Source organism: Streptomyces sp. WAC05292, assembly GCF_003949955.1.
Lineage (GTDB): Bacteria > Actinomycetota > Actinomycetes > Streptomycetales > Streptomycetaceae > Streptomyces > Streptomyces globosus.
Map to the genome: position 1 here is coordinate 1 of NZ_RPSE01000187.1, position 11,598 is coordinate 11,598.

General features: G+C 74.0%; 7 protein-coding genes and 1 pseudogene. 5 read left to right on the forward strand and 3 right to left on the reverse strand.

What is annotated here, in order from left to right; genetic code table 11:
• A pseudogene (locus EF903_RS19525) lies at positions 1–323 on the reverse strand (CAP domain-containing protein); the annotation flags it as partial.
• Between the two features lie 134 nt (positions 324–457).
• Between EF903_RS19525 and EF903_RS19530 the strand changes: the two are divergent.
• The 4 genes from EF903_RS19530 (at position 458) to EF903_RS19545 (ending at position 7,509) form a co-directional block, all read left to right on the forward strand.
• Entirely contained in the window at positions 458–739 is a 282-nt protein-coding gene (locus EF903_RS19530; RefSeq protein ID WP_125544920.1) for an acylphosphatase, read from the forward strand.
• A 349-nt stretch (positions 740–1,088) separates the two neighbouring features.
• Positions 1,089–1,304, forward strand: a complete 216-nt coding sequence (locus EF903_RS19535; protein WP_125544922.1) for a hypothetical protein — start codon at positions 1,089–1,091, stop codon at positions 1,302–1,304.
• A gap of 174 nt (positions 1,305–1,478) precedes the next feature.
• On the forward strand, positions 1,479–5,807 hold the full coding sequence (locus tag EF903_RS19540) for a chromosome segregation SMC family protein (RefSeq protein ID WP_125544924.1): 4,329 nt from the start codon (positions 1,479–1,481) through the stop codon (positions 5,805–5,807).
• 268 nt (positions 5,808–6,075) lie between these two features.
• Positions 6,076–7,509: a sugar porter family MFS transporter gene (locus EF903_RS19545; protein WP_125544926.1), complete on the forward strand. Its 1,434-nt coding sequence runs from the start codon at positions 6,076–6,078 to the stop codon at positions 7,507–7,509.
• Positions 7,510–7,558: 49 nt separating this feature from the next.
• Here EF903_RS19545 and EF903_RS19550 read toward each other — a convergent pair whose 3' ends face one another.
• Together EF903_RS19550 and EF903_RS19555 are read right to left on the reverse strand one after the other, a co-directional pair.
• The gene (locus EF903_RS19550; RefSeq protein ID WP_125544928.1) at positions 7,559–8,536 is read right to left on the reverse strand and encodes an LLM class flavin-dependent oxidoreductase; all 978 of its coding nucleotides are present in this window, start codon (positions 8,534–8,536) and stop codon (positions 7,559–7,561) included.
• Positions 8,537–8,601: 65 nt separating this feature from the next.
• Complete coding sequence (locus EF903_RS19555; protein ID WP_125544930.1) at positions 8,602–10,068, reverse strand: cytosine permease; 1,467 nt, start codon at positions 10,066–10,068, stop codon at positions 8,602–8,604.
• 132 nt (positions 10,069–10,200) lie between these two features.
• Between EF903_RS19555 and ftsY the strand changes: the two genes are divergently transcribed.
• Complete coding sequence (ftsY, locus tag EF903_RS19560) at positions 10,201–11,427, forward strand: signal recognition particle-docking protein FtsY (protein WP_125544932.1); 1,227 nt, start codon at positions 10,201–10,203, stop codon at positions 11,425–11,427.
• The last annotated feature ends 171 nt before the right edge of the window (positions 11,428–11,598 follow it).

The following is an 11,598-nucleotide window of genomic DNA, read 5'->3' on the forward strand; positions in this document are numbered from 1 at the left end:
GGGGAGGGTGTGGCCGACGGGGAAGGGGAGGCGGTCTCCGGAGCGCTGGAGGCGCGGCCCGACAGGCTGGCCAGGCCGCCCTGCTGCTGGGCGGGCGCACTGCGCGGCGTGGCCGCCGGCTTGGCCTGCGCCGCGCGGCCGTCGCGGTCGGAGTCGGAGGAGACGCCGACGTAAGGGAAGGAGTCGCCGACGGGCACCGTGCCGGTGGTCACGGCGGCGGTGCCGAGGACGACGGCCACGGAGACGCCGAGCAGGCCGGAGCGGACGGCGGTGCGGCGCGCGCCGCCGCGGCGCGGCGCGGCGTGGAGTCGGTGGCGTCCCATCCGGCGTACCTTCCTCGGGGGAGAAGATCGTCCTTAACTCACCCAAACGGGTGAGTTCATTGAGGCGTGACTGTACGCGAAGGCACCCCGGGGGCGGTGCGGTCGGAAGGGGCCCGGGCGGATAGCGTTCGCGCATGAGCGAAGATGTCCGCCTGACCGCCTGGGTGCGCGGCCGTGTACAGGGAGTGGGGTTCCGCTGGTTCACCAGGGCCAATGCGCTGGAGATCGGCGGGGTCACCGGGTTCGCCCTCAACCTGGACGACGGGCGAGTGCAGGTGGTGGCCGAAGGTCAACGTGAGAATTGCCACCGGCTGCTGGACTGGCTCCGCTCCGGCGACACGCCCGGCAGGGTCGACGGGGTGACGGAAATCTGGGGCACGCCGCGCGGCGGCTACGACGGCTTCGCGATCCGCTGACGTACCGGCTGATCATGCACTGATCACATCCGTAAGCCGCCCGCACGGCTCCGGATCTGCACCTTCGCCTCCGACGCGTTGCCGGTGTCGCGCGGACGTGGAAGGCTCGGAAGAGCGGACGATCTCCACAGCCTCTGCGCGAACCGGCCTGCCCGCCGATACGGGGCGTGATCGTGTTGACCGTCAAACTTTTTGGTGAGACGCTGGAAGCCCCGCGCACCCTAGCTGTTTGGCAGTGCTGGCAGAGTTAAGCGCAGTGACTGACAGTTGCTGTCGGACATCCGCGGGTGCGAAGCCCTCACGACCCACACCGCTTCGGTCGGTCACTCAGTGTGGAGGACCATCCATCATGGCAAAGGCGCTTCTCGGTTACGTCGGCGGTTCCGACCCGCGACTCCTCGCCGAGATGCGACGGCTTCAGCAGCGCGTCCAGGACCTCGAGTCCGAGCTCTCACGGATTCAGTCCGAAAACGACGCGCTGAACGCGGCCGCCGCTCAGCACGGAGACTCGCTGCTGGACCGCATCGACATCGACGTACCCCAGGCGGAGCCTGCGCTCACCTGATCCGCGCTCATCGTCGTTCGATTCCAGCCCCGCACGACACTGCAAGGGACGCTTCGGCGTCCCTTCTCTCCTTTCCCCCGCCCTGCCCGCCGAGGGGCCGCGCCCGGGCTTGGCCGGACTCCTGCCCTGCACCTTCACGGGTGAAACCGCGGGCGAGAGGTAAAGTCCGGCGGCGTGCACCTCAAGTCCCTGACCCTGCGCGGCTTCAAGTCGTTCGCGTCCGCGACCACCCTGCGCTTCGAGCCCGGCATCACCTGCGTGGTGGGCCCCAACGGGTCCGGCAAGTCGAACGTGGTCGACGCGCTGTCCTGGGTCATGGGAGAGCAGGGAGCCAAGTCGCTGCGCGGCGGGAAGATGGAGGACGTCATCTTCGCCGGGACCACCGGCCGCCCGCCGCTCGGGCGGGCCGAGGTCTCGCTGACCATCGACAACTCCGACGGCGCCCTGCCGATCGACTACGCCGAGGTCACCATCACGCGGATCATGTTCCGCGGGGGCAGCAGCGAATACCAGATCAACGGCGACACCTGCCGGCTCCTCGACATCCAGGAGCTGCTCTCCGACTCCGGCATCGGCCGCGAGATGCACGTCATCGTCGGCCAGGGCCAGCTGGACTCCGTCCTGCACGCCGACCCGATGGGGCGCCGGGCGTTCATCGAGGAGGCCTCCGGCGTCCTCAAGCACCGCAAGCGCAAGGAGAAGGCGCTGCGGAAGCTCGACGCGATGCAGGCCAACCTCTCCCGCGTCCAGGACCTCACCGAGGAGCTCCGGCGGCAGCTCAAGCCGCTGGGCCGGCAGGCCGCCGTCGCCCGCCGAGCCGCCGTGATCCAGGCCGACCTGCGCGACGCCCGGCTGCGGCTCCTCGCCGACGACCTGGTGGCCCTGCGGGCCGCGCTGGAGGCAGAGCTCGCCGACGAGGCCGCGCTGAAGGGGCGGAAGGACGCCGCCGAGGCGCAGCTCGCCGACGCCGTCCGCCGCGAGGCGGAGCTGGAGGAGGCCGTGCGCGGCCTCGCCCCGCGGCTGCAGCGCGCCCAGCAGACCTGGTACGAGCTGTCGCAGCTGGCCGAGCGGGTCCGCGGGACGGCCTCCCTGGCCGACGCCCGCGTCCGGTCGGCGTCCGCGCCGCAGGAGGAGGAGCGGCGGGGCCGCGACCCCGAGGACATGGAGCGCGAGGCCGCCCGGATCCGCGAGCAGGAGGCGGAGCTGGCGGCGGCGCTGGAGGCGGCCTCGCGCGCCCTGGAGGACACCTCCGCGCACCGCGCCGAACTGGAGCGGGCCCTCGCCGAGGAGGAGCGGCGGCTGCGGGATGCCGCGCGGGCCATCGCCGACCGGCGCGAGGGCCTGGCCCGGCTGACCGGACGGCTCGGCGCCGCCCGCTCGCGCGCCGGGGCCGCGCAGGCGGAGGCCGACCGGCTGGCCGCCGCGCGCGACGCGGCACGGCAGCGGGCACAGGCAGCGCAGGAGGAGTACGAGGCCCTGGCCGAGGAGGTCGGCGGGCTGGAGGAGCCCTCGGCCGACGGCGAGCACGAGGCGGCGAAGGCGGAGCTCGCGCAGGCGGAGGCGGCGCTCGCCGCGGCCCGGGACGCGGCGACGGCCGCGGAGCGCTCCCGGGCAGCGGTCGCGGCCCGGCGGGACGCCCTCGCGCTGGGCCTGCGCCGCAAGGACGGCACCGGCGCGGCCCTGGCCGCCCGCGACCGCCTGGCCGGCCTGCTCGGCCCGGCGGCGGAACGCCTGACGGTGGCCCCCGGCTGCGAAGCCGCGGTGGCGGCGGCCCTGGGCGCCGCGGCCGACGCCCTGGCGGCGGACTCCCCGGCGGCGGCGGCCCGGGCCATCCGCCACCTGCGCGACACGGACGCAGGCCGCGCCGCCTTCCTGATCACGACCCCGCCCGCATCCCGCCGGACCCCGGACCCAGCCGCGCCTGCGGCCGGCCCGGCGGACCCGACCGCGGTGCCGGGCGGCCGACGGGCGGGCCTTGCGTCCCCTTCGGACGGGGCTGCCGCTGCACCGGCCGCTCCCGGGGGTTCGGGCGAAGGCCCGATCGTGCCGGGCGGTCGAGACGGCGCCGCTTTCTCCGCCTTGGACGGGACTCCGGCCGCATCGGTCCTTCCGGGAGCTCCGGGCCGCCCGGCGGACCAGGCCGTGGTGCCGGGTGGCCGCCAGGCCGGTTCCTCGTCCGCTTCGGGCGGGGCTCCGGCCGCTCCGGGAGCTCCCGGAACTCCGGGCGGTTCGGCGGGTCAGGCCGTGGTGCCGGGTGGCCGCCAGGCCGGTTTCTCCTCCGCCTCGGGCGGGGCTCCGGCCGCTCCGGGAGCTCCGGGAACTCCGGGCGGCCCGGCGGGCCAGGCCGTGCCGGGTGGCCGCCAAGGCGGAGACGCCGGGGCGGCCGAGGGTGCCGCGGCCGCGGCGGCCGCCACCGGAGCCACGGCTCTCCCGCCGGCCTCGGGAGTGGCTGACGGTGGCCCCGCTGCCGCGGCTGCCGTGGAGTGCCTGACGGTGCCCGGTGGCCGGGTGAGCGCCGCTGCCGCCTGCGGGGATGCCCCTGCCGCCCCCGGGGTCCCGGTCGGCCCGGCCGCGGGCGCGTCGGCGGCTCCGGCCGTGCCGGGCGGCCGCCACCTCACCGCTGCCCCTCCTGACGGGCCTCAGGCGGAGCCCTCTGCCGCGGCCGAAGGCGAGCAGGCGCGTCCGGATGTGCTGCTCGGGGTTCCGGCCGCGGGGCTCGTGCGCGGGGACGCCGATCTCGTGCGGGCCGTCGCCCGGGTGCTGCGCGACCACTACCTCGTCGCGGACCTCGGCGAGGCCGAGGCGCTCGTCGCCGCGCGGCCCGAAGCGGTGGCCGTCACCCGGGACGGGGACGTGCTCGCGGCGCACCTCGCCCACGGGGGGTCCGCCGGCGCGCCCAGCCTGATCGAGGTGCAGGCCGCCGTCGACGAGGCCGCGGCGGAGCTCGACCGCCTGGACGGGCGGTGCCGGGAGCTGGCCGCCGCGCAGGAGGCCGCGGGGGAGCACCGCCGGGCCTGCGCCGCCCGCGTCGAGGAGCTCGGGGAGCGGCGCCGGGCCGCCGAGCAGGCCCGCGCCGGCACGGCCCAGCAGCTCGGCCGACTCGCCGGCCAGGCGAAGGGCGCCTGCGGTGAGGCCGAGCGCAGCGCCGCCGCCGCGGAGAAGGCGCGGGCCGCGCTGGAGGAGGCGCTGGCCGAGGCCGAGGAGTGCGCCGAACGGCTGGCCGCCGCCGAGGAGAGCCATGGCGAAGCCGAGGAGGAGCCCGACACCGCCGTACGCGACCGGCTCGCCGCCGACGGCGCCAACGCCCGCCAGACCGAGATGGAGGCGCGGCTGCAACTGCGTACCCACGAGGAGCGGGTCAAGGCCCTGGCCGGGAGGGCGGACGCCCTCGACCGGGGCGCCCGCGCCGAACGCGAGGCGCGGGCCCGGGCCGCGGCCCGCCGCGAGCGGCTGCGCCGGGAGGCCGAGGTCGCCCGTGCCGTCGCCGACGGCGCCCGCCAGCTGCTCGCGCACGTCGAGGTGTCCCTCGGCCGCGCCCGGGAGGAGCGCGCGGCGGCCGAGGAGGCCAAGGCCGTGCGCGAGCGCGAGCTCGGCGAGGCGCGCACCCGCGGCCGCGACCTGAAGGCGGAGCTGGACAAGCTCACCGACTCCGTGCACCGCGGGGAGGTGCTCGGCGCCGAGAAGCGGCTGCGGATCGAGCAGGTGGAGGGCCGGGCCCTGGAGGAGTTCGGCATGGGCGCCGACGCGCTCCTCGCCGAGTACGGGCCCGACCAGCCGGTCCCGCCGAGCCCGCCCGCGGACGGCGAGGCACTCCCCGAGGACCCGGAGCACCCCCGCAACCGGCCCGGCCGTTTCGTGCGGGCCGAGCAGGAGAAGCGGCTGAAGGCCGCCGAGCGCGCGTACCAGCAGCTCGGCAAGGTCAACCCGCTGGCGCTGGAGGAGTTCGCGGCCCTGGAGGAGCGGCACAAGTTCCTCAGCGAGCAGTTGGAGGACCTCCGCCGGACCCGCGCCGACCTCCTCCAGGTCGTCAAGGAGGTCGACCGGCGGGTCGAGCAGGTCTTCACCGAGGCCTACCACGACACGGCGCGCGAGTTCGAGGGCGTCTTCTCGCGGCTCTTCCCCGGCGGCGAGGGCCGGCTGGTGCTCACCGACCCGGACGACATGCTCGCCACCGGGGTCGACGTCGAGGCCCGCCCGCCGGGCAAGAAGGTCAAGCGGCTGTCGCTGCTGTCGGGCGGGGAGCGGTCGCTGACCGCCGTCGCGCTCCTGGTGTCGATCTTCAAGGCCCGGCCGAGCCCGTTCTACGTGATGGACGAGGTCGAGGCGGCGCTCGACGACACCAACCTCCAGCGGCTGATCCGGATCATGGAGGAGCTCCAGGAGAGCTCGCAGCTGATCGTCATCACGCACCAGAAGCGCACGATGGAGGTCGCCGACGCGCTCTACGGCGTCTCCATGCAGGGCGACGGCGTCTCGAAGGTGATCAGTCAGCGGCTCCGCTGAGCCGTACGGGGGGCTCCGGACCTCTCTCCCGACCCCTGGCCTTCAAGAACTGAAGACTTTCCCCTGAGACAGTCCGGGCAGGTCATGCTGTTTCTGGCGCTCTCTCTTCCTGTGGAGTTCACCCTCACCTATTGACTTCAAGAAATGAACACATAAGCTCGCTGCGCCGCCTCTTCCCTTCGAGTGGTGCCGGTTGTCGACCTGTGCCCCACTGGAAGGAAAAAACACCCCACCCGCCCGCCGTCGCAGCAGGGCACAGGAGCACACCTTGAGCAGCAGCACAGAGAAGGCGCCGGCTCCGGACGGAGGGCGCGCCGCCCGGTCCGACCACCTCGGGCACGTCATCTTCATCACCGCCGCCGCCGCGATGGGCGGCTTCCTCTTCGGCTACGACAGCTCGGTCATCAACGGCGCCGTCGTCGCCATCCGGGACCGCTTCGACGTCGGGTCCGAAGCCCTGGCCCAGGTCATCGCGGCGGCCCTGATCGGCTGCGCGCTCGGCGCCGCCACCGCCGGCCGCATCGCCGACCGGATCGGCCGAATCCGCTGCATGCAGATCGCCGCCGTCCTCTTCACCGCGAGCGCCGTCGGCTCCGCCCTGCCGTTCGCCCTGTGGGACCTGGCCGCCTGGCGCATCGTCGGCGGCTTCGGCATCGGCATGGCCTCGGTCATCGGCCCGGCCTACATCGCCGAGGTCTCCCCGCCCGCCTACCGCGGCCGCCTGGCCTCCTTCCAGCAGGCCGCGATCGTCATCGGCATCGCCATCTCCCAGCTGGTCAACTGGGCCATCCTCAACCTCGCGGGCGGCGACCAGCGCGGCGACCTCGCCGGTCTGGAGGCCTGGCAGTGGATGCTCGGCGTCATGGTCGTCCCGGCCGTGCTCTACGGGCTGCTGTCATTCGTCATCCCCGAGTCCCCCCGCTTCCTGATCTCGGCCGGCCGCACCGAGCAGGCCCGCAAGGTCCTCGCCGAGGTCGAGGGCTCCGGCGTGGACCTCGACGCCCGCGTCGCCGAGATCGAGCACGCGATGCGCTCCGAGCACAAGTCCACCTTCAGGGACCTCCTCGGCGGCCGCTTCGGCCTGCTGCCCATCGTCTGGGTCGGCATCGGCCTCTCGGTCTTCCAGCAGCTCGTCGGCATCAACGTGATCTTCTACTACAGCTCCTCGCTGTGGCAGTCCGTCGGCATCGACCCCACGAGCTCCTTCCTCTACTCGTTCACCACGTCGATCATCAACATCATCGGCACGGTGATCGCGATGATCTTCGTGGACCGCCTCGGCCGCAAGCCGCTCGCCCTCATCGGCTCGGTGGGCATGGCCCTCTCGCTCGGCACCGCCGCCTGGGCGTTCTCGTACACGACCGGCACCGGCGACGACATCACCATGCCGGACCTCCAGGCCGCCGTCGCGCTCGTCGCCGCCCACTCCTTCGTGCTGTTCTTCGCGCTGTCCTGGGGCGTCGTGGTGTGGGTCCTCCTCGGCGAGATGTTCCCCAACCGCATCCGCGCCGCCGCGCTCGGCGTCGCCGCCGCGGCCCAGTGGGTCGCCAACTGGCTCATCACCGTCACGTTCCCGTCGCTGGCGGACTGGAACCTGTCCGGCGCCTACGTGATCTACACCGTCTTCGCCGTGCTCTCGATCCCGTTCATCCTCAAGTGGGTGCCGGAGACCAAGGGCAAGGCGTTGGAGGAGATGGGGTAACCATCCCCCGCCACCACCCCGCTCCTCACGCAAGCGGTGCTGCCCCGGCTCACTTCCCGAGCCGGGGCAGCACCCGTTCGCACAGCAGGTGCAGGCTCCGCCAGCCCTCGTCCGGCGGCATCCCGCCGCACAGCGGGTGCAGCACGAGGCTCTCCGCCCCCCGGGCGTACTCCACCGCCTCGTCCGGCGTGAGCACCCGGTAGACGCCCTCCGCGCGCAGCTCCCCGACCGAGCCCGCCGCCGAGCGCACCGCGCTGCGCACGTCCCCCGACTGCCAGGAGGCGTACGTCCGGGCCTCGTGCAGGAAGCACGCGCCGTGCTCGGCCCAGACCCGGTCCGGGTCCTCCGCGAGGTGCAGCAGCGCCGTCCGCTCCGCCGGCATCATGCAGAACCCCTCCGTGCCGTACGCCGCGAGCCGCTCCGCGTAGTACGCCGCCAGTTCCGGCAGGTGCGCGCCCGGGAAGAAGGGCAGCCCCAGCCGGGCCGCCCGCCGGGCCGCCGCCCTCGAACTGCCGCCCACCAGCAGCGGCGGGTGCGGCCGGGTGTACGGCGCCGGCGTCACCCGCACCGTGCGGCCCCGGAAGGCGAACGGCTCTCCCGTCCACGCCGCGAGCAGCGCCTCCAGCAGCTCGTCCTGGAGCCGGCCGCGCAGGGCCCAGTCGACGCCGTGCTGCTCGTACTCCTCCCGGCGGTAGCCGAGGCCCGCGACGGTGACGAGCCGGCCGCCGCTCAGCAGGTCCAGGACGGCGATGTCCTCGGCGGCGCGCAGAGGGTCGTACAGCGGGCCGATGATCGCCGAGACGGTCACGGTCACGCGCCGCGTCGCGCCGAGGACGGCGCCCGCGAACGCCAGCGGCGAGGGCAGCCAGTTGTTGTCCGTGCCGTGGTGCTCCTCCGCCTGGACGGTGTCGAGGCCGCGGTCGTCCGCGTACCGGGCCATCTCCAGGGCCATCCGGTAGCGGGCCGACAGGGTCCGGGGGGTGCCCTGCGGGTCGACCAGGTTGAACCGGGCCACGGTGACGGGCATGCGGAAGTCCCCCTTCGCCGGATGCGGTGCGCGGGCGGCGAAGGGGGACGGTAGCCGAGGCGGCGTCAGATGGACAGGGCCCCGGCGGGCTCCGACTCCGCCCGCGATGCGCCGGCCCCGTCCCGCGGCCCGCCCGTCGGCGCGGCCGCCGGGCGCGGAAGGACGGCGTACAGCACGGCCGAGGTGACGATGCCGACGGCCCAGCCCAGCCCGTTGGCGCCGATCCAGGTGTCCGCGAGCGGGCCGGCGAACCAGTCGACCCGGGTGAACAGCAGGCCCGCGGCGAGCGCCGCGCCCCAGGCGGCCATCGCCTGCCAGGCGTAGCCGCCGCGGTACCAGTAGGCGCTGGTCCGCGTCGTGTCCATCAGCGCCTGCCCGTCGTACGAGGTGCGGCGCAGCATGTCGGCGCCGAACACGCCGATCCAGGCGGAGAAGGCCACGGCCAGCAGCGTCAGGAAGGAGATGAACGAGCCGAAGAAGCTCGTCGCGACGACCATCAGCAGGAAGCCGAACACCAGGCTGATGGCGGCGTTGACGCTGACCGCGGCCGCCCGCGGCACGTTGATGCCCAGGGTCTGCGCGGTGAACCCGGCCGAGTACATGGACATCGAGTTGATCAGCAGCATGCCGACGAGGGCGATCAGCAGGTACGGCACCGCGATCCAGGCGGGCAGCAGCTCCCCGATGAAGGAGACCGGGTCCTGCGCGGAGGCCAGGTCCGGGGTGCCCACCGCCATGACGGCCCCCATCAGCACCATCGGGATCACGACGACGGCCGCGCCGCCGACCGTCGCCCCGACCACGCCGCGGGCGGAGGCCGTGCGCGGCAGGTAGCGGGTGAAGTCCGGGCCCGACGGCACCCAGCTGATGCCGCCCGCGGCGATCGTCCCGATGCCGGCGACCGTCATCGCGGTCGAGCCGGCCGGCCGGTCGAACACGGCCGCCCAGTCCGTCTCGGCGACCAGGTAGCCGAGGACGAGCACGCTGAACGCGTTGAACAGGTAGGTCGACCAGGTCGAGCAGGCGCGCAGGGCGCTGATCCCGAGACCGGAGACGAGGAACGTGCAGCCCACGAAGAGCAGCAGGGCGACCACGATCAGGAAGGTGTTCTTCTCCACGCCGAACAGCAGGTCCACCACCGTGAGCAGGGCGAAGGCACCGCTGACCGCGTTGATGGTCTCCCAGCCCCAGCGGGCGATCCAGATCAGCGCGCCGGGGAAGAGGTTGCCGCGCTGCCCGAAGACGGCCCGCGAGAGCGCCATGCCGGGCGAGCCGCCGCGCTTGCCGGCCAGCGAGATCAGCCCGACGAGCCCGTACGAGACGACCGGGCCGGCCACGGCGACGACGAGCACCTGCCAGATGTTGAGCCCGTTGGAGATCACCAGGCCGGCGCCCATGGTCAGCAGCAGCACGCTGATGTTGGCGGCGACCCAGGTGGGGACGAGTTCGCGGACGCGTCCGGTGCGCTCCGCGTCGGGGACGGGTTCCAGCCCCCGGGTCTCTATCGCGCCGTCGGGAGTCTCGGCAGGCATACATGCTCCGATGAGGTGATTTTCGGGAATTCGCCCCTCATCGTAGTTTCCGCCGCAAACGCACGAACGGCGGGGAAGGTCCCGGTGCGCGGCCCCGGTGCCGGGCGGAGGTTCGCGCATACTGAAGCCGTTATGGACATCCTCATCCTTGCCGTAGTACTCATCGCCCTGGTCGCGGTCGGCGCGGTCAGCGGGCTCGTGGTCAGCAGCCGCAAGAAGAAGCAGCTGCCGCCGCCGGCGCCGCCCAGCACGCCGACCATCACCGCGCCTCCCGCCGAACCCCAGGTGGGGGAGGACGCCGCCACGACGGCGGAGGAGCAGCGCCGCACGATCGAGGAGGTCGGCCTCCCCGAGGCGGAGGCCGCCGCCCCCGAGGCCCCCGAGGCGCCCGCCGCCGAGGCCGAGGCCCCGGCCGCCCCCGAGATCGAGGTGCCCGAGCCCACCGCCGGCCGCCTCGTCCGGCTGCGCGCGCGCCTCGCCCGTTCGCAGAACTCCCTCGGCAAGGGGCTGCTGACGCTCCTGTCCCGCGAGCACCTCGACGAGGACACGTGGGAGGAGATCGAGGAGACCCTCCTCATCGCCGACGTCGGCGTCGTGCCGACGCAGGAGCTCGTCGACCGGCTCCGCGAGCGGGTCAGGGTGCTGGGCACCCGCACCCCCGCCGAGCTGCGCGCCCTGCTGAAGGAGGAGCTCGTCACCCTGGTCGGGGCCGACCTCGACCGGTCCGTGAAGACGGAGAGCGGCGCCGACACCCCCGGCGTCGTGATGGTCGTCGGCGTCAACGGCGTCGGAAAGACCACCACCACGGGCAAGCTGGCCCGCGTCCTCGTCGCGGACGGTCGCAGCGTCGTCCTCGGCGCGGCCGATACCTTCCGCGCCGCCGCGGCCGACCAGCTCCAGACCTGGGGCGAGCGCGTCGGCGCCCGCACCGTGCGCGGGCCCGAGGGCGGCGACCCGGCCTCGATCGCCTTCGACGCGGTCAAGGAGGGCATCGCCGAGGGCGCCGACGTCGTGCTCATCGACACCGCCGGCCGCCTGCACACCAAGACCGGCCTCATGGACGAGCTCGGCAAGGTCAAGCGCGTCGTGGAGAAGCACGGCCCGCTGGACGAGGTCCTCCTCGTGCTGGACGCCACCACCGGGCAGAACGGCCTCACCCAGGCCCGCGTCTTCGCGGAGGTCGTCGACATCACCGGCATCGTGCTGACCAAGCTCGACGGCACCGCCAAGGGCGGCATCGTCGTCGCGGTCCAGCGCGAACTCGGCGTCCCGGTCAAGCTCATCGGCCTCGGCGAGGGCCCCGACGACCTCGCGCCGTTCGAGCCGCAGGCCTTCGTCGACGCCCTGATCGGCGACTGACCGGCCTCCCGCGCAACGGCGGTGCCCCCGTGTTCCCCAGGGAAGATGCTGTTGGCTAATTGAGGGCACGTAGCTTTCTCCGCCCTGCCGGCCTCTGGTCGGCAGGGCGGAGTGCTTCTAGGGGTGTGGTGCGGGTGCGGGCGCGGGGTCTGTCCGAGCACCAGGCGTCGA

Excerpts from the sequence above, each read along its gene's own strand:
- EF903_RS19550 (WP_125544928.1), bottom strand. The coding sequence starts at position 8,536 with ATGCCCGTCACCGTGGCCCGGTTCAACCTGGTCGACCCGCAGGGCACC.
- EF903_RS19530 (WP_125544920.1), top strand. The coding sequence starts at position 458 with ATGAGCGAAGATGTCCGCCTGACCGCCTGGGTGCGCGGCCGTGTACAG.
- EF903_RS19555 (WP_125544930.1), bottom strand. The coding sequence starts at position 10,068 with ATGCCTGCCGAGACTCCCGACGGCGCGATAGAGACCCGGGGGCTGGAA.
- ftsY (WP_125544932.1), top strand. The coding sequence starts at position 10,201 with ATGGACATCCTCATCCTTGCCGTAGTACTCATCGCCCTGGTCGCGGTC.
- EF903_RS19535 (WP_125544922.1), top strand. The coding sequence starts at position 1,089 with ATGGCAAAGGCGCTTCTCGGTTACGTCGGCGGTTCCGACCCGCGACTC.